General features: G+C 58.8%; 18 protein-coding genes and 1 pseudogene. 3 read left to right on the top strand and 16 right to left on the bottom strand.

Annotated elements, in window-relative coordinates:
* The first annotated feature begins 48 nt into the window (after nucleotides 1–48).
* Nucleotides 49–1347, top strand: coding sequence for a peptide ligase PGM1-related protein (locus ABIB78_RS34385; RefSeq protein ID WP_429032946.1), 1299 nt, complete (start codon nucleotides 49–51; stop codon nucleotides 1345–1347).
* 1233 nt (nucleotides 1348–2580) lie between these two features.
* Here ABIB78_RS34385 and ABIB78_RS34380 read toward each other — a convergent pair.
* Complete coding sequence (locus tag ABIB78_RS34380; RefSeq protein ID WP_429032943.1) at nucleotides 2581–3246, bottom strand: 2OG-Fe(II) oxygenase; 666 nt, start codon at nucleotides 3244–3246, stop codon at nucleotides 2581–2583.
* Nucleotides 3239–4489, bottom strand: coding sequence for a GFA family protein (locus ABIB78_RS34375; RefSeq protein ID WP_429032941.1), 1251 nt, complete (start codon nucleotides 4487–4489; stop codon nucleotides 3239–3241). Before ABIB78_RS34375 ends, ABIB78_RS34380 begins: the two co-directional genes overlap by 8 nt.
* A gap of 1097 nt (nucleotides 4490–5586) precedes the next feature.
* Between ABIB78_RS34375 and ABIB78_RS34370 the strand changes: the two genes are divergently transcribed.
* Nucleotides 5587–6939: an MFS transporter gene (locus tag ABIB78_RS34370; RefSeq protein WP_429032939.1), complete on the top strand. Its 1353-nt coding sequence runs from the start codon at nucleotides 5587–5589 to the stop codon at nucleotides 6937–6939.
* Nucleotides 6940–7047: 108 nt separating this feature from the next.
* Here ABIB78_RS34370 and ABIB78_RS34365 read toward each other — a convergent pair whose 3' ends face one another.
* The 3 genes from ABIB78_RS34365 to ABIB78_RS34355 form a co-directional block, all read right to left on the bottom strand.
* Nucleotides 7048–7584, bottom strand: a complete 537-nt coding sequence (locus ABIB78_RS34365) for a hypothetical protein (RefSeq protein ID WP_429032937.1) — start codon at nucleotides 7582–7584, stop codon at nucleotides 7048–7050.
* A 1635-nt stretch (nucleotides 7585–9219) separates the two neighbouring features.
* Complete coding sequence (locus tag ABIB78_RS34360) at nucleotides 9220–9411, bottom strand: hypothetical protein (protein ID WP_429032935.1); 192 nt, start codon at nucleotides 9409–9411, stop codon at nucleotides 9220–9222.
* Nucleotides 9412–9596: 185 nt separating this feature from the next.
* The gene (locus ABIB78_RS34355) at nucleotides 9597–10433 is read right to left on the bottom strand and encodes an electron transfer flavoprotein subunit beta/FixA family protein (RefSeq protein ID WP_429032933.1); all 837 of its coding nucleotides are present in this window, start codon (nucleotides 10431–10433) and stop codon (nucleotides 9597–9599) included.
* 358 nt (nucleotides 10434–10791) lie between these two features.
* On the opposite strand from ABIB78_RS34355, the gene ABIB78_RS34350 reads away from it, so the two are divergent.
* Nucleotides 10792–11070, top strand: a complete 279-nt coding sequence (locus ABIB78_RS34350) for a hypothetical protein (protein ID WP_429032931.1) — start codon at nucleotides 10792–10794, stop codon at nucleotides 11068–11070.
* Nucleotides 11071–11298: 228 nt separating this feature from the next.
* On the opposite strand, the gene nifA is transcribed toward ABIB78_RS34350, so the two are convergent.
* The 11 genes and pseudogenes from nifA to ABIB78_RS34295 form a co-directional block, all read right to left on the bottom strand.
* Nucleotides 11299–13122 carry a nif-specific transcriptional activator NifA gene (nifA, locus tag ABIB78_RS34345; RefSeq protein ID WP_429032929.1) on the bottom strand — a complete coding sequence of 608 codons (1824 nt, stop codon included), beginning with the start codon at nucleotides 13120–13122 and terminating at the stop codon, nucleotides 11299–11301.
* A 176-nt stretch (nucleotides 13123–13298) separates the two neighbouring features.
* Nucleotides 13299–14137: pseudogene (locus tag ABIB78_RS34340) on the bottom strand (SDR family NAD(P)-dependent oxidoreductase).
* Between the two features lie 951 nt (nucleotides 14138–15088).
* Nucleotides 15089–16204, bottom strand: a complete 1116-nt coding sequence (locus tag ABIB78_RS34335; RefSeq protein ID WP_429032926.1) for a nodulation protein NodZ — start codon at nucleotides 16202–16204, stop codon at nucleotides 15089–15091.
* Between the two features lie 57 nt (nucleotides 16205–16261).
* Nucleotides 16262–18298 (bottom strand): carbamoyltransferase family protein, encoded by a 2037-nt coding sequence (locus tag ABIB78_RS34330; protein ID WP_429032923.1) that lies wholly within the window; start codon nucleotides 18296–18298, stop codon nucleotides 16262–16264.
* A 304-nt stretch (nucleotides 18299–18602) separates the two neighbouring features.
* Nucleotides 18603–19391: an ABC transporter permease gene (locus tag ABIB78_RS34325; protein WP_429032921.1), complete on the bottom strand. Its 789-nt coding sequence runs from the start codon at nucleotides 19389–19391 to the stop codon at nucleotides 18603–18605.
* Nucleotides 19392–19394: 3 nt separating this feature from the next.
* Complete coding sequence (gene nodI / locus ABIB78_RS34320; protein ID WP_429032918.1) at nucleotides 19395–20315, bottom strand: nodulation factor ABC transporter ATP-binding protein NodI; 921 nt, start codon at nucleotides 20313–20315, stop codon at nucleotides 19395–19397.
* A gap of 1 nt (nucleotide 20316) precedes the next feature.
* On the bottom strand, nucleotides 20317–22026 hold the full coding sequence (gene nodU / locus ABIB78_RS34315; RefSeq protein ID WP_429032915.1) for a nodulation protein NodU: 1710 nt from the start codon (nucleotides 22024–22026) through the stop codon (nucleotides 20317–20319).
* 13 nt (nucleotides 22027–22039) lie between these two features.
* Nucleotides 22040–22669 carry a nodulation methyltransferase NodS gene (nodS, locus tag ABIB78_RS34310; protein WP_429032912.1) on the bottom strand — a complete coding sequence of 210 codons (630 nt, stop codon included), beginning with the start codon at nucleotides 22667–22669 and terminating at the stop codon, nucleotides 22040–22042.
* An 11-nt stretch (nucleotides 22670–22680) separates the two neighbouring features.
* Nucleotides 22681–24057 (bottom strand): chitooligosaccharide synthase NodC, encoded by a 1377-nt coding sequence (nodC, locus tag ABIB78_RS34305; protein WP_429032909.1) that lies wholly within the window; start codon nucleotides 24055–24057, stop codon nucleotides 22681–22683.
* A 17-nt stretch (nucleotides 24058–24074) separates the two neighbouring features.
* Nucleotides 24075–24734 (bottom strand): chitooligosaccharide deacetylase NodB, encoded by a 660-nt coding sequence (gene nodB / locus ABIB78_RS34300; RefSeq protein WP_429032906.1) that lies wholly within the window; start codon nucleotides 24732–24734, stop codon nucleotides 24075–24077.
* Nucleotides 24731–25363, bottom strand: a complete 633-nt coding sequence (locus ABIB78_RS34295) for a NodA family N-acyltransferase (protein WP_429032992.1) — start codon at nucleotides 25361–25363, stop codon at nucleotides 24731–24733. Before ABIB78_RS34295 ends, nodB begins: the two co-directional genes overlap by 4 nt.

Raw genomic sequence — 25363 nt, 5'->3', positions numbered from 1 at the left:
TGATCACATCCGAATGTGCGAAGGTCACTGATGCCGCGGATTATAATCATGAATGCCGGTACGGCCCAGATGTCGGGCTCCGATCTGACAGCAACTCAACTTTCGTTGGCCGCCAACTCGGCTTATCGTTCAGCGTGGTTTGCTCAGGAGGGCGACCTGATAGTCTCCCCGCTATCCATCCCGGCGGATCTGCTCTCCTATGTTGGCGCGACGCTTAATTTCGACGCCTCGAGTCTTTTGTTGCTTGTACCTGAAGGCAGCCGCGAAGTGCCGGTCCTCAATGATTGCACACTGCTGTCCAACAGCATTGTTGAGCGAATCAACAGCCATATTCGTCAGAAATCATCCTGGAGCATGTATCCCTGCTACTCCAGTGAAGGCGTCGCACGCCTGGCGGCCGTGCTGGGCATACCACAGACCGGGGACGACTTCGCTCTGCAGCGAGGGCCTGATCTGTTGAACCGCAAGAGCCACTTCCGCCAACTGGCGACAAGTGTCGCACTTCCGCTGCCCAATGGTTCCATAACGACGAACTCAAACGAACTGTTCCGAGCGGTCAGCTCGCTGCGGTCCGAGACCGGCAGCGTCATCGTAAAGCTGGACAATGGAGCCGGTGGGTCCGGAAATGTCATCCTGACCAGCAATGAAGGCGGTCCGCTGCCCGGGGCAAGAGATACCCGGCGGATTGCCTGGCCGTCGTTTGATTCTGACGCACTTTGGTCTGAGATGACAAATGCATCATGCAAGACGCTGGTCGTTGAATCGTACCACCTGGCGCGATCTCAGTTCTATCTCGAGTATGAAATCGAGGGTGATGGCTCAATCGCTTTCATCAACAGTGGGAACATTCGACTGCGTCGGAGCACGGATCGATCTGAAAGGGCTCTGATCTGGACAGGACTTGAGCTTCCAAGCGACCTGGGGAATGAGCAATGGTTGACTGCCCAGGCGCACGCCTACCGATTTGTGTCCCTTGCTCGTAGACTGGGATATCGCGGAATGATCAACATTGATGCCATTTTCTCGAACGACGGACGGCTGCTGTTTAATGAAGCGAACGGCCGGTGGGGTGGCGGCTCGGTGTTACACAGCATTGCCGTCCGGCTGCTGGGCTTCGACTATTCCGGCTACCACGTTGTTTTATCCGTGAGAAACGTTCGATCAAGCTCCCTCCAGACCGCGCATGATCGTTTCGTCAAGGACGGCTTTCTATTTGACCGCACGCGCAAGGAGGGTGTGATCCCGCTTGCCGCCGACCAAGAGGCTGGCACGGTGGAATGCGTTGTGATTGCGCGCGACAGGCCCGCGTCGCGCGATCTGCAGCACCGGCTGCTGTCGATGGCTTGATTGAGATCACAGGGGCTTGTCAAGCTCCTCCATTCATTCGAACTCGGCCCTGTGCCTGCAAAACCAAATCGAGAGATCAGCGCTCCTCAAGGCGCAGCCTGTGGTCGCGCTCATGCGCGGTTCAGCCGGCCGCCCGGCCTGGTGAGGACGGAATCGGTCCAGTGGCCTCTGTCAGCCCAAACCCCTCAGCCCTGAGCCGGTCCCGAAGTGTGCCGGCCGATCGGCGATGAGGCGCTCGAGGTGCAGCGGCTCATCGTCTGGCCGCTCGCCTTGCGCCAATGGTCCGATCAGCGCTCGCGTGGCGTCGACCACAAACACTCCCCAATCATGGCCGTTCCGATGCTGGGCCTTGCCGGCAGGTTGCAGGCGGGAGCCGAGACGTGGCGAGCTGCTCTGCAACGGTGCTGTTGCGGGAGCCGGAGGAATCATAATGATAGGCAGAGGCTTCAGCTGAGGGATCCGTTTCTGACGAGTGACCCCTGCAACAACCCGATCCCGCAAACGCCGTCGCAAAGCGCCCCCAGCATCCGGCTGTTTTGCGAGTTGTGGTAGCTGTCGAGAACCTGATGACCGCTGGGCTTCCTGCGCCCGGCGCGAGAACACGATCGCGCACGCGTCGGCAAACCTGCCCAGGACAGTGACGATGTCTTGTCCCGATCTTGCCCCGGAGCATCAGGCATCGCGGTTAGCCGCAGGCCGAGCAACATTGGCCTCGCAAAGGACAGCTGGTCGCCGGCCTGTTTGCGGTAACTCCATGAGGCAGAACGCGCAGAGCAGTTGCGTCCCGCCGATAAGCCGTCCACCGGCCACCTTCACGAGCGTCAAAGCAATTTCCATCAAGTGGATCAGCTGAATTGACGGCGCCGTCCAGAGTGTCCCGGCACGCTGGTCGCCTCGCTGCTCGTCGAAACGATGAACCTGGTTAGCGATGTTCGCCTGGTCGAAGAACCCGGCTTCCCGCCTTGAACCAATGTCCCGGCGCCGTTTCGGTCCAGTGGAACTTGGCAAAATCCGGCTGCACTGTTCAATGCGCGAGCCCGCGACACGGATCGTGAAGGGTCAAAGCTTCCGAGCGGCTTCAGCCGACGACCTTTAACGAGCCTGAGCGAAGGCCCATATTGCACAGCGACAGACGCCCCGCAGGACATCCACGGCAAGATGGGTCGATCTGCCGATCTCACCTCTTGAGAGCTCACCCGTTACTCGACTCATTCAAAGGCCATTCCCGCTAACTCACCTCACAGTGGTAGAGCTTTCGATGACGCGGCGGTTTGCACCGCTCCGTTTTGAACAGAAGTAGACCAGCGATCGGCGCTCGCCGGTGTGTACGGGCTTCACCTCATGCCGGAGCCTACATGTGGTAACAAGCACTGCCCCAAATGGCGGTCGAAATACCTGCTGTTCGTACGCGCTTGGATACACCACGAACTCACCCCCCTCGAAGTCTCGCGCGAGCTGCACAATCACTGAGTACTCAAAATCAGGGTCGCTGTCGGCATCCAAATGGATGCCAACGAAAGAACCAGGAGGCATACGATGCATCTGGCATCGGCGAATCACGAAATCTGGCGATCCTCCCAGGATCTTTTTTAGCGCGAAGCTACGGTCTTTCCTTTCAAGTAGTTCGATGATCTGCGCCGGCGCTGTACCGTTCACATTGGCAGGATTGCGACCAGGCGGATCGACCCTCACGCGTTTGACAAAGACGTTGTGCGAGTCACCGGCATCTCCCTGCCGCACTTCTTCTTCGGGAATCTCAGCCTGCAGCTGATCGATCCTCGTCAAGTCATCGTGGGTGAATAACGTCTGGGGGCCGACCACGACCGTACCTTTCACCAACAGCTCTATGCGGTATCTCGTCAGAGCCTCTTCTGATAGAAGACGGGATTTGTCACTCATTGTGCGAGCCATTCGAATTCACCTCCAGGTTTTGATTTTCAAGAGAGCATCCCAGGTCCCGGTGCATCGAGCGGAACGCTTGCTCCCAATGCTCGCCGTCGAACTCGTCTATTGCTATGCTTTCGATCGTTCTTTTATCCAGGCATCGAATATTCACGCTGAATCCGGAGGGGTTCGAGCGCGGCCTGTAGAATGGCTTAACGCCGCAAATCCGGCAAAAGGTGTGCCGAGCAATGTTCTTGTTGAACTGGTACGCAGTGAGGAATTCTTCGCCGCACTCGATGCCAAGCTTATCGCCAGGTACGAGCAGGTGCAGAAATCCGGACATTTGGCAGATTGAGCAATTGCATCGAACTGCAGCGAGCTCTCGCGGCGCTCGGACGTAGAACTTGACAGAACCACAATGACAACGACCACGGTGTTCGATCTCCGCTCGACAATCTCCCTCAAGTGAGACAATTCGGAGCAGATCGCGGCACCACTGCAAGCTGAGCCGATAGGCTCGATCGAATTCATGCAAAAAACAGCGATGACGGTCAGCCGGCACAAGTTCGCCGATGAGCCGGCTTGTCATATCTGCGTGATATTTCTCCGCGGGATCTTCTCCGCCGACATGGCTGCTGAAGTACTCGAGATCGTCAAACCGGGCATCAAAGGTTTTGACCAGAGTGCTCCACAGCGACTGGATCATCTCCGCAGCATGCAGCTCGAAAGCGACCATGCTGGCGCAACGCACCAGAGGGTCTTTCGCTGACAACCCCACGTAGAGCGAATGCAGGTATCGCTTCGTTGTGGCGCTATAGCTGGGCTGTATTGCCTTGCCGAGTAGTCGCGATGCATCCTTTCTAAGCAGGTTTGAGTGGAAGCTTTCAGTCACCAGAATATCAGGTAGCGCCGCCTTGCCGCCCTGGATAACTCGGCTATAACCACCCGTCTCATCCCAACAGATGAAATTTGCGACCACGCTGGTCAGTTCAATGTCCCTCGGAAGATCTCGATTGTGATGCATTGCATCGAATATGAGATCCTTTTGCGACCCCGCCTGCAGGTACGGGAACGCCTGTGACATCGCCAGGTATTCAGGCAGCAGGCTGGCAACCTGCTCTTCGGACATCTCTGCAGCGAACGGATGTGGGCCAAACAGATTTCGCGCGCGCTCAGTCAAATACTCGCAGAATATCTGCGGAGGCTGATCTGGTGTAAATCGAGAAGCTTGAGAAGACGTCATTTGAACCTTGGCCATGAGGAGAGAACGAGCCCTGAAGAAGCGACTTGCCGTCGGCACCAACTACTGGCTAGTCGAGATCAACGGGCTCCGCCGGCTCGATGGGGCTTGTGATCGCGTTCAACCATCCAGGCGAAATTCCCTTCTGCGCACCTTCGCGGCCACAGATAGCGGGGCATCATGAGCCCGGTCCTGTTCACGCATGGGAACCTGTCCATTGATTGAAGCGGCAACGATCCCGTCGGATTCCGATCCAGGGCAGTCCGATGCCGTGAATGGCCCGTGCGGCCAGGCATCGCGTGCAGAATCATGGTGAGATATTGTGCCGCGCACGCCATCGGGAGCGCTCATGCCACATGAGGCAGTGGGATATCTGATCGCGCGAGCGCTTGCCGCTGGGGACCCGTCGTGAAATGGATCAAGCCCTCGCGGTTGCTGCTCACTGCCGGTTCATGGCTCTCTGCGAGCCTGGTACGCCAAGGCCGGAACGAATCGCATCTGCCGGGCTCTTGAGGCCTTCGGCCGTCATCTGCGCGAGATTGTCGGCAGCTGGCCGGCACGAGAGTCTCGAAAAGACCGCCGCTGGTTTTTGCGCGTTCTGCGTCCACTCGTCCGCCCCCGTGTTCCTGTACCTTTCCAGCAATCGCCGTGCCAAACCTGGCCTCAGTCCTTAAGCTTTTGAATTACCTTGATAAAACATTCGCGCCGACTCGTCATTGCAGTGTATCGAGCCTGACAGGATTTGCGTGACTGTGGGAAAGCAAACAGGGAAGAAGTGCAGCCCCTGCCCACGAGGGGCATACGGCATTGATCGCGGAGAATGCTCGAGCATGCCTGATAGCTGGCCATGAGTTGGCGAAAGAAGAACCTCAGGCGCCGTCAAGTTTAATTTGAAGTAGAGCGAGCTTGCGGCGATTGATGGTGAGAAGAGCTGGTTGCTCCGCGAACAAATCCTGAAATCTGTGCACGATTGGCTGTCGCCAAAAATATGCCGAAAAGATCAGGCGCCTTCCGGTCGGTCGGTAATGTCTCCAACGACAAAGTCACGGCCTGATGCAATTGGGCTGGCGTGAGGTTTTCCGCAACCGGCCATTTTTGACGGGAAGGAAACTCGCGTGTCACAAACGTTGATTCAGCACGGGACGGTTAAATCGCGCATCAACGCGATCCTGCGTGCGACCAGCGGCAATTTCCTCGAGCAGTTCGACTTTTTCCTGTTTGGCTTTTACGCCAGCGCCATCGGACAAGCCTTCTTCCCATCGGGGAGCGAAACCGTCTCGTTGCTCAACACCTTCGGCGTGTTCTGGCTGGGCGCCTTAATGCGTCCAGTAGGCGCGATCGTCCTGGGGGCCTATATCGACCAGATCGGCCGGCGAAAAGGCCTGATCATCACACTATCGATCATGGCGATCGGCACTGTGATCATCGCCTTTTGTCCCGGTTATGCGACAATCGGCATTGCCGCCCCGATTGTCGTTCTCGCCGGACGGCTGTTGCAGGGTTTTTCTGCCGGCGTCGAGGTTGGCGGCGTTTCGGTCTACCTGGCGGAGATCGCAACCCCGGGCAATCGCGGGCTCTATACCTCGTTTCAATCGTCCAGCCAGCAGGTCGCGATCTTTGTCGCGGCGACCGTGGGCTACCTGCTGAACCAATCGATGCCGGCGGAAACCGTGGCCTCCTGGGGGTGGCGCATTCCGTTCTTTCTCGGCTGCCTTATCATCCCGCTTATCTTCTTTCTTCGTCGAACATTGGAGGAAACCCCGGAGTTTCTGGCGATGAAGAAGCATCCCAAGGCCCGCGAGATCTTTGCCTCGGCGCTGGTCAACTGGCGCACTGTCGTCCTCGGGATGATGATGGCGACCCTGACCACAACGACCTTTTATTTCGTCACGGTTTACACGCCCACGTTCGGCAAGACCGTCTTGAAGCTGTCTGGCCAGGACGCCCTCTTGGTGACGCTCCTGGTCGCCCTGACCAACTTCATCTGGAATCCAATTGGCGGCGCCGTCTCCGACCGTATCGGTCGCAAGCCAGTTCTGCTCACCATTGCCGGGCTTGCGTTGGTGACCGCGTATCCGGCTTTGAACTGGCTGGTAAGCGCTCCCACTTTCGGCAAGATGCTGGCGGTCGCGATGATGTTCTCGTTCTATTTTGGTACCTATAGCGGAACTATGCTGGGCGCCCTGGTTGAGGTCGTGCCTGCGCATGTGCGCACAACCTGCTTTTCGCTGGCCTTCGCCCTCGCGGCCGCCTTGTTTGGTACCTTTACGCCACTGGCCTCGACCTGGCTCATTGAGCGCACCAACGACAAGGCTTCACCCGGATTTTGGCTGATGTTTGCAGCCGCGCTCGGCATCATCGCGGCACTGACTATCTATCGGGGGACCGCCAAGCCATCCAGAGCTGCGGTGCCTTCGCGCCCTGAACCGCATGATAGCCCCTTGGGCGTGCAAACCGCATCGCGCTAGCATGATGATCCGGCTGCAGACGTGCTCCATCTTCGTCGTCACGACCACGTGCGAAGCTGTGGTCTCGACGCCTGTGAACACGACCATACGCCTGTGCAGTATTGTGCTCTAAATCCATAAGCCAACTGCTTGTCGATGCGGCTGGTCCGCGATGGACCAGCTGACTAGGCCGGGTGACCGCCTGAGCCGCGCCTGGACAGACATCAGGATTGAGGAAACTGACGGCGTCAGAGCAAATTGCGGTCCCTTGTCCAGGCGCCGCTTCATCACAGACGACCCAGCGATGCTTGATCTCTTCATTGATGAACCGCGACCGCCATGGCTTCGACCGATCGAACCGCACCAATATTCATTGTTCACCGCCTTGAGGAATCCGCCATTGTTCTGGTTCCACGGCAGCTTGCTCTTCTTGTAGTTTTCCATCGACTCGTCCGTCGAGGTCGTTGACAGGGTAGGATGGGTGTGCAGCGGCTCATCCACCAGCATTTCATAGACGCGATGGCGGTTGTCCAATTCGTCGCTGCGGTCTTGGTTGCTGTAGAACTTGCGATAGGCGGGCGCCTTGGCCGGCGTAGTGACGGTGTGGAAATAGTTCCAGATCAAATCGGTTTTCCACCAGGGGTCGCGGGTATGGGTGACGGACATGGAGACGTTCCATATTTCCATATAAGGTGTTCGGCTGCGGCGGCTGCGCAGCCTTTTCCCACTGCGGTCAGACCAGCCACGCTAAAAGGTTAGTCCCCGCGCGGTTGATGACGGTTGACCTGTCGCAGTGTGTCGGATTGCCGCAGGCATGAACCCGCTGAACCGCATTCAGTGGGGATGAAGCCCCGGACCTCGACAGCATCATCGCGCGCCAGTGCTCGGAATGGGGCAGATTCGATCGCAAGGAAATGGCAGCTCGTTGGGCGCAGCCTTACGCGAATGATTTTTAGCGTAGATCTCGGACGATCATCGACCGCCCGGCGCTTTCGCTCGGCAGCGGCTGGGCAGGCAGCTTGGCTTTGACGACGCTGCGGCAGCCGTTGGCTTTTCGGATTGAACATAGGTTGCAACGAAGTAGAGCAGGCCGGCGATACACGCGGTCGCCAGGCTCGCGACCAGTACGCGCATCCCACCTTGAAGCAGTAGCTTGCCTAGCTGGATCACCATGCCCATGAGATAAAGCTGAGTCGTTAATTGTCCGTACGACCGAGCCTGTTCGATGCAAGCAGCGAAGCTCCAAAATTCGGATTCGCGCACTGCCGTACGAAGCGGAAATTCTAGTGATTGCGCGTCAGGGACGATGAGGCGAAGCCTAGCGCGCTAGCGTTGGACTACAAGCCGTCCTTCGTCATAAGCGCGGAAACGCTCCTGCCAGACGAGATGATCTCAATCGACCGGAAGGCTGCAAAATGTCGGATTGGCTGTTGAGTACGCTAAGGAATCCGGCGACTTCCAAGCTGAATACACTCCGGGATCAGCGCTCGCTCCTCGGATATCCATCATCAACAAATGCCGGTGTCGGTGGTTGCGTGTCCAGGATTTGAAGTGCGTCAGGAGAAGCTCATGATGTCTAGCGGATGACAGTTCTGCCGAGGTAAGTCTTAGCCAGACGCCTCGTAGCAAGTCTTGGGTCCGAACCGGTAACGGCAGGACCAAGCGTAGACAGCAAGCGTGCAGGGTGTGTATTGGGCCACGTAATGGGATCGTCGCGGTCGCCGAGGCTGCTTCAAAAGTCGAAGGCAACACCGGGATCTGCGCTAAAGGCGAGCAGGTTCTGGGCCGCCGGGGTCGGAGACCACATCACGCGCGCACAGAAATCATGGGAACCTGAGAAACCCTGTCGTGTGCTCCGGCTCGTCACCGGAGGGGGAATTGGCCGAGCGAAAAGCAGAGGCTTCCTCAGGCACGGCGGGGTGGCGGATCGGCGCGTAGTACTGTCGATGGCGGCGAAGGCAACGAGTCGACCGGAGGGAAGGCCCCGACTGATGGGAAACTCCGGTGAGCAAGCACGGGACCGGACACAGAGCCGGGTCATCCTTCAGCCAATCTCACCAGGGTGAATGAGGCGGCCAAACGGTCGCGCCAGACCAGGTTCACGGCGCTGCTGCACCACGTTGACGTCGCTGCGCTCGAAAGGGCGTATCGACGGCTGCGGCGGCAGGCGGCGCCCGGGGCAGACGGGGCGACAGCGGAATCCTACAGGCAAGACCTCGAAGCTAATCTTCGCGATCAAGCCGACAGGGTCCATGGCGGCCGTTATCCTTCGACCTCGTCGAGAAAAACGACGGGGCGAGCTTAAGGCAAGACGCAATTTGGCTGTGTCAGTCCGGGCTCCAAACAAGCATCGCTTGCGTCGCCTCGCTCGCTTGCGCGACTTTGCTGGCCGGTATCACAGGCCGGTGGAAGTTTCAGATTCGGGCCCTGCCGGAAGGCTGCGTGATTTCGCGCATGATTATCCGTGTTGCCGCAAAGCACGTTGCAGACCATGCGCGAAGCAAATTCGCGGAGCGTCTTTCGTGGCTCCGTGAAACGATGGTCGGATCATCCTGGCTGTTCGTACTGGCGTAACCAGCCTGAGCCGCTTCGGGGCGCATAACGCGCATCTGCCTGTCGGGATGGCGCATCCTTCGATCGCTTTGATTTGTCGTCGGCATGGCTCTCCAGATCAAGCATCACGAACTTGACGCCGCAAGGTCGGCTTCGAGCTTGGGTTGGTGCGTGAAGATAGCGTCTATCAACGCCTGCGCCGGTTGCCCTGCTGCCTCCACCAGCGCCGCTTTCTCAGCGCGCGCAGAGGGAGCGAACACTCGCTTGACGACGGTTGGCGAGCCCTTGAGACCGCATTTGGAGACGTCCTCGACGCCGGCATCGTGCGCGCTCCATTTCACGATTGGCGCACGTGCGGCACGTAAGGCATCCGCCATCGCGCCGCGCCGGATCTGGTTTGTTGCCTCCAGCATGGTGATGAGACAGGGCAGCCTCGTCTGCAGCACCTGGACACCACCTTCGGAGCGTCGTTCCGCTTCAATTGTACGTGCGGCGAGATCCAGCGATCTGACCTTGGCGACGTAGGTTAGCTGCAGCACGCCCAGCCGCTTTGCGATGCCGGGCCCAACCTGCGCGGTATCACCGTCGATGGTCTGCTTGCCGGTGAAGATGAGGTTTGTCGGGCCATATTCCTTACCAATTTTTCGGATGGCTGTTGCCAGTGCATACGTCGTGGCCAGGGTGTCGGAGCCCGCAAAGCAACGATCGGTGAGCAGTACGGCGCGATCGGCGCCGTAGGTCAGCGCCTTTCTCAAAGAGTCTTCCGCCGATGGCGGGCCCATTGTAAGCACGGTTATTTCGCCCCCGAACCGATCGCGCAGCTCCAGCGCGGCCTCGAGCGCGAAAAGGTCATATGGGTTGATGATGGTCGGCACGCCCTGACGCATGATCGTATTGGTCACGGGGTGCACGCGGATCTGCGCAGAGTCGGGAACCTGTTTGATGCAGACGACATTGTGCACGGAGTTGCTCCAAAAGTTGCGACAGTTGCGAAGAGAACCAGCAAGTATTGTACCATCCCGGCCCACTTTGGAATCCGCTCGCTACCACAGAGGCTAGGACGAAGCCGATACGGCGCCCTCGCCCGGTGTTCGTGACGAGCAAATACCGACCGACACGCGTCGGGGCTGCGACAGCGCCGTTCCGCCGGGCACGTCAGCCGAGTGACGCCAGGATATCTCGCGGCAGATTACCGTCGTTCATCACGAGCGGCGGCGGATCGGTTGATGGCGAACGAAGCGCACCTGGCATCGGCGTCAGGCCGTCTGGCCTGTCAAGCGAAAGAAACGTCGTGAGGCGGGCGCAACCTGAGAACAAATTTTGGACAAGACAGATTCGATCGCGGCCGCGGCAGCGATGCTCGCGCTCAAGAACGTTCGTAACCTGACGACAGAGGCGACGCTGGGGCGCGGTTGCTCAACGGTGGTGCCGTCCACATTTCAAGCCGCCAGCACTGTCCGCCTCGATCCGCATAGAACCGAAGACGAAGGCAGCATGAGTATTGCCACTCACCAATCCGAGGTCGATCGACGAATTTCCTTGATACGTCGGTTGGTGTCGGTCAGGGGACCATCCGTTAGCTGGACCGTCTCGTGGTGATCTCTGCAGTCGTGGCGAACAAGCCCACCTCTTGCCAAGCCAACTCAACTCGCGTCGCAACCGCGACCCGGGCGGGATCGTTCCGCTCGCACCCAAGGCGACGCCGTGGGGCGAATCGTCCGACCCGGATCGATGAAATTGGACGCACGCAAGCCAGCCAAGATGTCCCCTCACAGCTATTCGCCTCAACTGTGATGGTCGCAGCTTCGACCGCGCTGGCCCTTGCGTTCAGAATCGCTTGATCTCGATTCCGTATTTCCTGAGCGCATAGCCAATCTGGCGCGGCGTTAGTCCCAGCAAGCGCGCCGCCTTTGCCTGCACCCAACCAGATTTTTCCATGGCCGCAATGACCCGCTCGCGATCGGCCATCTTTGCGCCACCTACGAGGGCTGTGCCGGGAGGAGGAGTCAGTGAGGCCAATTCGCTGCCGACGAGCGGACTCGGCGCGGTCGCTTCAGATAGCGGTGTGATGGACCTCGCGGGCACCGGCATGCTCGGTACGGGCGGCATTATCATCTCGTTCGATGTACTTTTCCATAATGTCGCGGAAAAGCACTGGCCGTGGCAACATGCAAAGTCATTTCTCACGATTGATGGTCCGGCGGACAGCGTCGCTGTGCGCTCAATGCAGTTTTCGAGCTCGCGGACATTGCCTGGAAAGCCGCAGTTCATCAGCACATCAATCGCACTCGCCTCCAACGTCAGCGTACGTCCGTTCTTATTGTTGAAATTCCTGAGGAATTCGCTGGCCAGCAGCGGAATATCACTGCGCCTTTCGCGCAGCGGTGGCAGGAGCAAGGGAACGACGTTAATCCGATAGTAAAGGTCTGCGCGGAACTCGCTCCTTACCACGGCCTCTTCAAGGTTCTTGTTGGTCGCCGCTATGATACGAACATCGATCTTGATGGTCTGGTTGCTGCCCACGCGTTCGAACTCCTGCTCTTGCAGGACTCGCAGCAACTTCGCCTGGAACGGCGCCGAGATCTCGCCGATCTCGTCAAGAAATAGAGTCCCTTTGTCAGCGAGCTCGAAGCGTCCCTTGCGCGAGCTGAACGCGCCGGTAAAGGCGCCTTTCTCATGACCAAATAATTCGGACTCCAGGACCGTCTCAGGCAGTGCCGCGCAATTCAGCTTGACGAAGGGCCGCTTGGCGCGAGACGATGATTCGTGAATGGCTTTGGCTGCGAGTTCCTTTCCGGTGCCGGACTCGCCGCGCAGCAGCACCGTGCTGTTCGATTTGGCTATGATCGCGATCTTCTCGAGCAGCCCGCGCAGCGCGGGGCTATCGCCAATGATGCCATGGGCGTGTAGCTTCTTACGCTCCCGCGCAGGCTGCCTAAGCTCAAATAATTGCTTTTGTGGCCGGTCCTTCTCCGCCATCAGTCGCTCGCGGTCGCAGCCGAACAGGCGATGCAGCTTCACTGTCTGTCCCACCAGATTGGCGACCATGGCGAGCAGCCGCGCATCGTGATCGAGCCGCAGACTCGATTTGTCGTCCCGGATACGGTCGACTGTCAGCGTACCTACGACCTTCGGGTCGATGCGAATTGGAACCCCGATGAACGACACTGGCATATTATCGGAGGCGCCGAGCACTTCGAGGTCCGCTGCGCTGAATGCCGGCTCGGCTACCACATTCTCGGCGACAAGAGGCCTCTCCGTCGCGACGATCTGATCGATTGCCTTTGGCAGGCGCATCCGGTAGCGCTCGTCGCTGCCTTCGCTCCACCCGCCGCCCACGGTAATCTCTGGCATTCCGTCATCGTCGAACAGGGAGACGATGCCGTGTCGCATCTGCACGAACGATTGCAGAAGATCGACGACGTTGGCCAACGTGACTTCAAGCCGGCAAGGAGCGGTAAGTATTTTCGAAATTTCGAATATGCCGGTCAGCGCGCTCTCGCACATCGGCTCGATGGAGAGCTCGCGCTCCGTCTCCGGTTGTGATGCGGATCTTTCGCGTGCGGAAGCGATATGCAGCATGAGGCGCTCTCCGTTGTTTTGATCATCCGCCTTGGCACTTTGTTCGGGTTTGCGAGCTTCGTTTTGCATGTCATTCTCGATCTAACGCCAAGTGTTGACGAGATGACATGGAAGCGTAACAGCTTTTCATGGCACGACGGTAAACTGACATTGCCTTGAGTTCATTTTTTTTGCGGAATGGATGCGCGACGTCAGCAGTAGAACTGCTGCAACTCAAGTCAGCTGCATTGCCAGGCCTGGCCAATTCACAGGTGTTGTCCGCCATTGATCGGGACCTCGGCCCCCGTGACGTAGCTCGCGGCATCCGGACATAGGAAGAAGGTGACGACCTTAGCCACTTCATCTGGCGTTCCCACTCTGCGCAGCGGGATGTTCGGTACGAGACGCGCTTCTGTGTCGGGCGACAACATATCCGTCCTGATTTCGCCGGGCGCGATTGCATTCACGCGAATGCCATGCGGTGCATAATCGTGGGCCATTTCGCGCGTGAGGCTTGCAAGCGCAGCTTTCGACGTCGCATAGGCGCTGCCGGCAAACGGGTGCACCCGCGAGCCCGGATCAAAGTCACGTTGACGATCGATCCTGACGCGGATTTCAGCTCGTCAAACAAACCCTGCGCCAGCAGGACCGGAGCCACCAGATTGAGATGGAACACCCGCATCCAGATTTCTGTTGACGTCGTCAGTGACGTCAGCCGGTCACCGTTGGGCGTTTTCGGTGAGATGCCGACATTATTCACCAGCGCGTGCAGAGGTGCGCCGGCCACGCGTTCATTAACCTGGGTGATCACGCGCGGCAGCATTCGATGGTTGCTGAGGTCGACCTCGATATGATCCTCATTCCGTGACTCCCACGGGCACCGCTCGCCGTCGAACGATTGGCGCGCGCAAGAAATAATGCGCCAGCCCGCCTCCGAAAACAGCTTGGCGGTGGCATGACCAATTCCGCGCGATGCCCCGGTCAGCAGCATCGCCTCGCGTTCTCCCCGATGGACGCGGGCTTTATCGGCGTGAAAGGGACAACCCAACTGTGTCTCGGGCAGCGGACCTCCAACCAGATCGTCATTTGGCAGATCGAGACCCACGCCCGCCTCCTCTCCTGTAGCGCCACTGGTAAACGCCTAGCAGGAATTTAGCCACCGCGATGCACACAAACGCGCTCCGGTTTTGCGTCCTAATGTCGCGCTCGCGGAACGCTTGGCCGATTCGAGACATGGTGCGTTTGCTTTGGGACAACGTTGGTGCCTCACCTACACAGCGCCAAGAGCCCACTCGCCTCTGCTAAAATCGGGCGACAGCGCTCCCTTTCGCGATCGCGTGAGCGGAGGAGCGAGGCGATGGACAGCGGCTCTCGTCGGAGCGACGAGCAGTTAGGATAGCCGCCGCGCCTAGTTCCGCGTGCGATCGAAACCTGACGCTACCAGCTTGGTACGTTAGGTTCGCGTCGGCGCTTTTCATCACGCAGCCGACTTTGCGGAAGCATTATTTTTCAAAGCTCAAGTTTCGGGATGTCGCGCGGGACTCGCTTGGCTGCGCATCTCGGCGTCAAGCTTGCCCGCAACTGGTGCTGACTTCACCGCACTGTCGCCTGTTGTGTCCAGCGGTGGCACGTCGCCGCGCAGATTGATTTCGCGACCACGAACTGGCGCACCGAATTTCAGCCCCACATAGTCGATCCCGAATGCGCCAGTCCCCGCAAGCAGTGGCCGGCCGCCGCGACGGAACTCGCCGGGTCAACGGAGAACTTTTCGGAAACTTCGCGATTGGCCACCGAGAAGCTTCCACTTGCGGGTCCGCGCGAGGTGAACACGAAGACGTGTTCCACCTGTTTAGCCGGTGGCAGCACGTTAAGGCCACTGTCGCCGAGTTCGTGCTTCAGCGGACGACATTCGGCCGCCGCATCTTTCTCTTCTCCAGTGGAACGTCGCGTCGGAGCGTCAGTTTGGGCAAAACAATAAATTGCCGCCCAGAAACAAAGTAAAATTACTGCTGGATGCAAAGAGCGGCCATCGGGTCGATGACGCAAGTTGCAACTTTCATACAGCCACGAGATCTTGCGAGGTTTCTTCAATCAAGATCAATCGGCTCGGATCGTTCAAATCGAATTCTATCACGCGCGGCGCAAAGAGGCGCGCATAGCGCGTGAAGGCGCTCGTCGGCGGGAAGCGAATCACAGTGTCGCATCGGGCAAGGAGACACATCTCGATGAGGGCGGAAAAGCCGCCCTCGGCCCCGAGCGCGGCGCTGTGCAACGGCCCGGCCTGAGGCGCCTGGAAACGTTTTGGGATCGTGAAAACATCAGGAAATATAGTCGAAACCTTCTCAAGGACGAGCGCGCTGTCCGTGCACAGGAAAGCCCTCACAGGTTTTGTGTGCGGCAACGCCCTGGCCTTATCAAGGGCATCACAGACCTGTCGCAAGGCGCGCTCCGGGTCGGCCCAGTAGGGAGCATGCCCCATAATATCCTCGCCGTTTCCGTGCCGAACATGAATGCCGATTACGCTGTACGGCGCAAAGTGCTCGCGGTAGACGGCATCAATCCGAGCCTGAATTTCAGATCGCGGTTTAATGCTCCGGAAAATTTCTCGCTCTGCTTCTTCATCGCAGCGCCACATCAGGCAGGCACCACACACAACAGTATTAGCGTCACTATCTTGCTGACTTTGGAACAGTTGATCGAGTTCGTCGCGCTCCCGGAAAATCTGCTCGTCCGGCCGATACACGCAGTCGATCGATGGCTTGTTCCACCAAGCCGGGAAGAATGGTCCCGGAAAAGAGCGCTGATTGATCTCATCGTCGCAAATCACCCGTACGCCGGCAATCTCTTCAACTGGTTCGAAGAACACTGGAAAGGCATTGATGAACGGCTGATCGAGATAGCAGGACCCCCGCCAATCGATGACCAGGTTCCGCCCGGTCCGCTGCGCAAAACGCCAGGCTGCCGCCAGCGACCACAGGCAGTCGCCGAATCCCGTGTGTCGTCGGGAGATAACGAACCGTTCGTTCATCGAACCGCCAAGCATCTGCATTACCTCGTTCCGGGCTCCTGGCTGGGCCAAAGACATCCCTGGAGACATCTCACGTTTCATCTCGTCCGACGTCATGGTCGGCAATCGCGGTGCCGCCGGCGAGTTGCTTCGATAAACCTTCATAGCAGCCGATTCCTGGGATGCCGGCGGATCTCTCGACGCTTTCCGTGTGTTCTTCTACTAAGCCACGTTAACTCGACATACTTGATTGCTGCCGTCGCACGCGGCGCGAGGCGGATGCAACCGCACGCCCCGCTGCTCCCACACGAGCCGCAACTCCTTCACGAGATCTTCACGGTCGGCCCGGCCCGGCGCAATTGCGTCGAGAAGGGTGCCGAGCGACGCCTCGCCCTCGATCTGCATCAGCAACTCGAAGAGTTCGCGTGAGATACGCATACTATCCCGACTCGAATGTCCCGTACGGATTTCGCTGACCGTCTCCTGACGATCTCCCGCCGTGTGAGACCGAACACGATGAAGTGACGCATATGGCGGCAATGAAACGCTCAGTGCACTCCAATCCTGCAGCGTTGCTGTTCGCTTCTTCACCAGGAACGGCCCGACCACAAGTCCGTCCAGGTCGGTCGTCAAGAACGTGACGATCGCATCTGAGACGGAGTCAACGATCGGCTCGGCATTATTGTTAAAGGACGTATTCAGAAGAACCGGGATTCCGGTTCGCTTCTTGAACGCATTGATCAAATCCCAATAGGTCGGATTTGTCTTGCGCGATACTGTTTGCAGCCGAGCGGTGCCATCAACGTGCGTGATCGCACCGAGCACGCTACGCTGGGCTTCACGCACGCGAACCACGAAGTTCATGAACGGGAGCTCGCTTGTGCCGCCTGGAAGCTCAAAGAACTCGCTCGCATCCTCCTCAAGTACAGACGGCGCAAACGGACGATAGCCCTCACGCTTTTTGACCATCGCGTTGATTCGGTTCTTGTTATCCGCTGGCCGTGGATCCGCAAGGATGCTGCGATTACCAAGCGCGCGAGGTCCGAACTCCGAGCGGCCCTGAACCCAGCCAATCACAGCGCCATCTGCCATCCAGTCGGCCGCACTGGCCGCTATGTCATCACTACGTTGAACATCAAGGTGCCCCGCCCATGCATTGAGCTCGTTTTCTACGGCTTGTTCGCTTCCGAGATCGGGTCCCCAATAGACGTGCGGCAGTCGCTCGCGCGGCGCTGGCCTGCCCAACTCGTTTGACATCATCAATGCGGCGCCGAGTGCGCAACCGGCGTCGTGCGCTGCGGGTTGGACGAAAATGTCGTCGAAAAGCCCCGAATAAAGCAGCTTGCCGTTCACCGTGCAGTTGTGGGCCACACCTCCCGCGAGGCACAAACGCGTCATTCCCGTCGCTTCGCGATAGTGCCGCAGGATGTGAAACACGATGCGCTCCAAGGCTTCCTGCAGCGAAGCGCTGACGTCTCGATGCTGCTGTGTGAATGGCATTCCCTTTCGCCGGACCTGGATGTTGCGAAGCAGGGCCGGACCGATTCGATCCAGGTGGACGCGATAGCCACCGTTGTCCAGCAACTCGTAGAACTGCATGAAGAGCTCGCGATAGGAAGCTGGATCACCGTAGGGCGCAAGCCCCATCACCTTGTACTCGTCAAACAACCCGTAGCCGAGATATCGGATTGTCTCGAGATAGAACAACCCCAGAGAGTTATGCTCGGGAAAGCCTGCAAGTTGCGTAATTTCGGTGCCAGATCCCACCGCCAATAGACCCGAAAGAAAATCGCCACCGCCATCGATCGCAAAAATGAGGCTTCGCTCGAACCCGGACATGGCAAACGCGCTCACGGCATGCGCTTCGTGGTGATTAACGAAGGAAACCCGCGACGCATCGATCTCAGCACCGAATTCCCGTGCCAGCAGCTGTCGCAGCAACAGTTTGGCATCCAGCGTGACGGGCTGAGAAACAAACAGGCGCTCGAGCATGGTATTGCAGTAAGCTTCAGTCGCGTAGAACGCGATACGGTCTATCTCCGCAAGCTCAACTCCAGCAGTGGAGAGACAGTATCGGATCGCATTGCCTGGAAACTTGTTGGAATGCTTGACCCGATTGAGGCGCTCCTCCTCGACCGCAGCGATCACGCGGCCATCCCGGACAAGAACCGCAGCGCCATCGTGTAGAAACGTATTCGGCAGGTCAGGCGAGCTTTCATAGATTCTGTCAAGACCGCCACTCACTCCGAGGCACAACATCTCGTTCTCCATCTGATCATGGCAGAACAGCCAACTGCCGTTCCACCAGCGTAGTTTCCATTATCCCGCTCCCTCGGCTGCGCGAACCACCCAGCACGACCAAGGCTCAGCAAAGTCCGTCTCGGCGCCTCGCCACAGGCGCTCTACCGATCGACCGAACAGACGGCGGCCGACGTCGCTTGACCGAAGACCTGAAGGCCAATGCAGCCGCGGCCGTGGCAGTCGGGCGCGCCTCAAAGCGATCGAATGAGGTGTCGTGACACTGCATCAACTGGATTTTCTCTGGCTTTCTCCGGACTTCATGTCAACGCAGCAGGCGGCGCCGAAACAGTGCCGTCGACACGAAGAAAGCCAATACCGCGTAAAGACAAAGCGCAACGACATGCATGCCAGCGCCGCCAGCGCCGCGCTCAAGCATCACCGGGCGAATGAGGTCGACCGAATGTGCGAGCGGCAGCAAGCCGGTCAGGTGCTGAAATGAGCCGGGCAGTTGGCTCATCGGGAAGACCGCGCCACACAAAAACACCATGGGCGTAAGGATAAGGGTCTGGTAAAAGACGAAGTAATCGTAGCTTGGCGCAAGAGATATGACGACCATGGCCAGGCTGGCGAAGACAAGCCCGGTAAGGGCGATTGTTGGAATGACATAGAAAATGGACGGCCAGGATGCATAACCGAGTGTGGCAGCGACAATCCCGATCGCTGTTCCAGCCAGGACGGACTTGCTGGCCGCCCACACCAACTCACCTAGAACGATATCGCCAAGCGTGAGCTGTGTTGACAGGATTGCCTCCCAGGTGCGCTTGGCGTCCATGCGTGCAAACGCTGCATACATCGTTTCAAACGTAGCTGAAGTCATGGCGCTGGTCGCGACCATGCCCGCCGCCAGAAATGCGATATACGAGGTCCCCTCGATGCGTCCGACGACTAGTCCAAGGCCAAAGCCAAGGCCAAACAGATTGGTTATGGGATCCGCGAGGTTGCCGAGAACCGATGCAAGTGCGACTTTCCTCCACGCCAGGAAGTTTCGGCGCCACACCGCGATCCAGTTGTAAGCGTTAGCGGGCATCACCGCCGCATAACTTTCACCCATTGCTCACTTCTCCATCTCGCGTCCGGTCAGCCGCAAAAACACGTCTTCGAGATTCGGTGGGCGCTGCAGAATGCGAAGGCCCGCTCGCCCTCGCAGGCGCGCGCGCACCTGCTCCGGATATGGCGCATAACAAAAGAGCGTCTCGCCGCTCACTTCGACGTGTCGCGCATAGGGCCTGATCAGCTCACAGAGCTCGTTTGGATCGCCGCCATAGACTTCAATCGCGTTGCAACCAATATGCTCGTCGATCAGCGCGTCGGGCTTGCCTTCGGCGATCTTGCGTCCACCCTCGAGGACACACAGTCGATCGCACAGGCGCTCGGCTTCTTCCATGAAGTGAGTCGTCAAGAGAATCGTCTTGCCACGCGCAAGCAGCACTCGCAGGCGTTCCCAGATCAGGTGGCGTGCGTGCGGATCCAGACCAGTCGTCGGCTCGTCCATCACGAGCAGATGCGGGTCATTGATTAGCGCACGCGCCAGGGTCAGTCGCCGTTTCATGCCACCAGACAGCTCAGAGACCCGCGCGTCCGCCTTGCTTTCGAGGCGCGCGAACTCGAGCAGCGATGGTATGATCGCCTCGATCTTGCGAGCGTTCATGCCGAAGTAGCGGCCAAACACCAGCAGGTTCTCTCGTACGGTGAACTCAAGTTCAAGGTTATCGAACTGCGGCACAACGCCAATGCGCACGCGTGCCACACGAGCGCGCGCTGGCACAGGCTCATTGAGTACCGTTATCTTTCCCGCGTCCGGCGAGATCATGCCGAGGAGCATACGCGCGACCGTGCTCTTGCCGGCGCCGTTGGGCCCGAGCAGGCCAAAGCACTCTCCGCGCGCAACCGAGAACGACAGCTCATTGACGATAATCCTGTCGCCAAACGACTTTCTGACGCCGGCAAGGTCGATTGCCAAGGTGGACATGTTCACCTTAGGCTGACAGAAGTCGTTCAGCCGACGATGACTTGCTTACGACCGGTTTGGTCCAGAGCAGGCCGTCGCACCAGACGTGCTCAACACGTCCCCATTGGCAGGCCGCGGCAGCGTCCGGAAAGAATCCACGCCCGTGGAGGTTTGCGCTCGTGTTGCAGAGCAGTGGAATGCCCGTGAGTTGCTCGAATTCAACGAGAAGCTCGGCGATTTTGTGCGGAGAGTTGCGCGAGATTGTCTGTAACCGCGCAGAGCCGTCCAGATGGACGACAGCGGGGATCCTGCCGCACCATTCCGGCCGGGTCTGGTGATCGAACAGCATGTAAGGATCTGGCGTACCCGGGCTGAAGATCTCTGGCGCCCGATCTTCCAGGCAAATCGGCGCCACAGGCCGGAAGTGCTCGCGACGCTTGATGTCATTGAGATGATCCTTCATTGCCGGGGACGTCGGAGCTGCGAGAATGCTTCTGCCACCCAACGCGCGCGGTCCAAGCTCGGCGCGTCCGGACAGGAAGATTGCCGGCTTGTTGTCGGCGAGAATGGCCGCAAGCTCCTGCAGACTGCACGGCGCGGCCTCCCATTCCGACGGAATCTCGCTGGCCTGCAGAGCCGGACCACTGTAAACAGACCATTCCAGTGGTCCAAACCCATTTTGCACGGCCATCGCTGCGCAAGCAGCACCGATTGCCGAGCCGCTGTCATTCGGGAAAGGCGGCACCCACACTTCATCGAACAGTCCCGTCTCGCGAAGCGCACTATTCCACTTGATGTTGAGGCCGCACCCACCGGCTACACATAGATTTCGCGCTCCCGGAAGCGAGGAGTGCCGCAGCAGAACCATCGCAATTTCCTGCACAATAAGGCGTTCCAGGAACACGTGGAACGAGGCAAGCACATCCTCCGCTTGCTTGCCCTTCAGTCGCAGTGCGCTAGCTTCGAAGAAGTCGTGCATAGCTGCAAGTGACGCTTCCGGATTGTTGATGTCCGCGCGGTAGCGACGAGCCTGCTCCGTGTCTGCGGCGAAGCGCTTTTTGTAGAGCTCCTGAAACACCGCGACGATGCTTTCGTCGACAGAGCCAAGCGCGATGTAAGCCATCAGCTTCCCGGCGATACCCAAGTCCCAATTGGTGCGACTCGGTTGCCGGTAGGGCCCGAAGTGAAGGCCCGCGGCGGCATAGGCGTGACCGATCATTGGAAACAGGCATCCAATGAGCCGCGCTCCGCGAGGTTCGACATAGTAAAGACGCGGAAAGATGCAGCCATCCCAGACCAGACAGAACGCCGGTTTTCCGGCACTGGCAAACGGGCTGGTGCTATATGCTGACGCGACGTGGCCCGTGACGTGCGGGTAACTTTTATAGGGAAACACCTTGTCGCTAAGGATCAGGCCAAAGCCGTCGACCGAATCAAGAAGACCCCCGGCATGGCGCTCGACATATGGCGCTCCTTTCAGCGCGATCGGCACGGCCCCGCTAAGCACCTGGAATCGCGATTCAATCTCTCCATCCCAGCCGTCGATGACGAACCGATCAATATCTCGCGGATCCAGGCCGTGCTCCGCCAAAGCAAGCACGACTGCATCGAGATTGTCGACGGATTGATAGCGTGGATTGTTGCCGCGCTTCTCTTGCTCGGTGCAAAAGACAAGCCGCCCGTCCTCGACGACGGCAATCGCCCCGTCATGTGTCAACTTGATGCCGCAAATGCGCATACGACCCCCTGGCCTAATGGCCGAACTTTGATTGTTCTGATGAGTGACTCGAATTCCGGAACAAGACGAGCAAGCAGTCTTCGCTGACCGACCCGGTATGGCAGTGCAGACGCTCGACCTCCGACAGGCGTTCCTTGAAGAGAGCAATCACCGTCTCGGCACCAGCAGCATGACCCCAGTGTTGACACGTGGCATCACGCGCAGACCCGAACACCAGAGCGCCATTTGGAGCAAGCATGCTCATCAAGTTGCAGACCGCCGCGTGCATCTCGGCAACGTCGTTGAGATAGTAGAGTACCTCGGCGACGACGATCAGATCGAACTGCTCAGCGGTCGAGAACTGTTGAATGTCGCAGGTTACCCACGTGATATGTGACCGGCTGCTAGTCCGCACGCGCGCTAGCTCAATCGCCTGCGGCATGACATCGACCACCGTGACGCGTTGGCAATGCGGCGCCAGTATTTCCGTGAATGCACCGGCTGCGCATCCGACTTCGAGGGCATGCGCAACATCCCCGTTACAACACGACATCCGGAGCATTTGCGCGTACCGTTCCTGCTCGAACGAACTGCTGTCGAGGTGCCATGGATCATCCACAGCCAACTCGCGCTCCAGTAGCTGACGGTTCTTGTGCAGGGTCATGAGTCCATCACCTATTTATAGGCAGTCGATCGATCGTCACCGCAAACACTTTCCGCCGCCGCCAAGCGCGATGGACGATCGGGAAACCCCGACTTACGAATCGCGCCGGAAACTCCCCCTGTACTCACAGGGCCTGGTCCAGCTTTCGGGCGCGGCGTGACGGCTTGCTTATCCCCTCCGGTCGGCACGTTGACAACGGTACGCGACAGCCAATCGCTATTGCTCAATGTACAAAGTGCATAGGCTTTCAGGGGAAGCAGGAGAAAGATGTTGATCGGCGTGTGAAGCGAGAAGCCGAGAAACCGCAGTTCTCCCGCGCGAGAGGCTGCCACACTGCACCGGACCATCGTCATCGCTGCGATTGTCAATCCCGTCCACCAGGGCACCGACCCTTCGACTGCAAGCTGGGCGAGTGCAGCCAGTGATGCTAAGGCGAGAAGCAAGGGACCGAGATTCTGTCCGATAACGTCCAGGGTTAGATAGCCATCTAGCTCTGGCAGCAGGCGCAATGCAAGAAAGGTGTCCCGAAAGGTACTGCGTGCCCAGCGGAGTTGTTGACGCAGGTATGGCCCAAGGCTGTCCGGGACAACTGTTGCCGCGATCGCGTCCGGTACATACTCGGTTCGAAACCCCGCCTTGAGCATGAGGATCGTCAGATGGCGGTCCTCGCCGAAATCACTTGGCTTGCCACGAAAGAATTGCGCTTCGTATTGATCAAGCAGCAGAGCGAGCGCAGAGCGACGATACATCGCGCATGGACCACAGCAGCACATAACGGCACCGAAGCGAGCCTGTGCCGCGCGCTCTTCGTTGCACGCCAACCAGTATTCCATGTCGATCAGCTTGGTCAGCCAGGTTTCGCCGCGATTGCTCGCAATCAACTGGCCCATCGCCGCACCGATTTCCTGGTCTTGCATCTTCAATGCAAGCTTCGTGACGACGTCAGCGGCAAGTATCGTATCCGAGTCGACGTTGAGCACCAGGTCCCCGGATGAGCTGCGTATTGCAGCGATCTGCGCCTTGCGCTTTCCAACGTTTCTGGCCAGCAAGATGATGCTGAACCGCGGATCGTTGGCATAGGCGCTGTGTACAGGCTCGACAAGGTCGCGATTTGCGGATCCATCGTCGACCACATAGACTTTCAGTTTTCCCGCGTAGTCTTGACTTGCAAGCGAGTCCAGACATTCGGCGAGCGTGTTTGGATCCTCATTGAAGCAAGGCACGATGATATCCACGCTGGGCGGAGCCAGCTCGGCTTGTTCCGGATCGTCTTGCGGCAATGAGGTGTTCGCCGGCCGCGCATAAAGCGCTTGCGCGCTCTTGTAGACAGTCGAGAGCAGCGCATAAGACGAAACGGCGACAGCGCTGGTTGTAGCGAGCAGGTCCATAGGGTGCCAGTTTTTGTTCAGTGAAGTTGAGGGAGCGGACGGATTACAAACCCGCGCTGTTGTAATGTCGGGATCAGGTATGAAAGCGCCGCCACCGTCTGATCGCGCAGGGCGGCATCAGTGCACGGTGTCTCCTCGCCAGGAGGATGTCCGTCGTGCAGGAGCACAATTGCACCCGGGCGAACGGCCGCCAGCACTGAACGCACAATCCTATCAATCCCAGGACGCGACCAATCTCTCGGATCGACCGACCAGTGCACAGCTGCAAGGCCAGCTCTCGCTGTTGTGGTCAGCACCTGCTGGGTCCATATGCCGTAGGGTGCTCGCATATGCCTGGGTGAGGCCTGCGGGCATGCCGAACGGATCGCCTTACTCGCCGTCAGCAGTTCATCGTGGACCTCTGCTGGGTCGCATCTCGACAGATCCGGGTGCGTCATCGTGTGGTTTGCAACTTCGTGCCCTTCCGCGATCATTCGTCGAATGAGTTCAGGCCGGTCGGCCGCGTACGTGCCGATCACGAAGAACGTCGCCGGCACCTGATGTTGCGTGAGCACGTCAAGGACCTCTGGCGTGCAAAAAGGGTTTGGCCCATCGTCGAAGGTCAAATAGACAGAACGGCCTCCGCTCAGGTCAGCGTAGTCGCAACGGACGGCAGACAGCGGGACGATCTCTTTCACAGCTCAGGCCCGTTCCGATCGATGATCGTGCCGGCAGGCCACTCGCTTAGTGAGCATCCAACCGGGAAAACCAGCACAAGCACCTCTTCGAGGCGGATCGGCGACAAGTCGGAATACACATCCGGATGCGTGGACCGGACGCGGATGCCGGACATGAGGGTTGCCAGCCCCCGCCTTCCAACCAGTCGGGTAAGATGCTTCTCGAGCGCTGGCCGCACAGTACCAAAGCCGAATGGGACCCCAAGCTCTTGCAGCACAGGATACATCACGCGCATTGAGTGGCTAACTCCAAGCCCCTCAAGATCCGGCCGCACCGCATATAGCCCCAGCTCCGCCACGAGTAGATCGACCGCACCAATCTTGATGAACCGTCGGAGTGCTCCGATGTGAGCAGCCACCCCGCGCGCGTCGTAACCAATCGCGCGGACCTCTGGCCTTGCACCGGCCCAACTTCGGTTGCCTTCGAATGGCTGCGCATTGAAAGCACCGGTCGGCCCGTAACTCTTGCGGAAGAACTCGGCGAGCTCGGCATGATCGGCGAGCCGCAGCTCGCTTTCCCAGCGAACGCTCCACTGGACTTGAGAGCGCGCAGAAGGCGCTTGCGCAGTCCGGGATACGGCAATGTTCAC

The sequence above is a fragment of the Bradyrhizobium sp. I1.14.4 genome, from assembly GCF_050435825.1.
In the GTDB taxonomy this organism is placed as follows: domain Bacteria; phylum Pseudomonadota; class Alphaproteobacteria; order Rhizobiales; family Xanthobacteraceae; genus Bradyrhizobium.
This window is presented reverse-complemented; position numbering and strand designations above follow the sequence as displayed.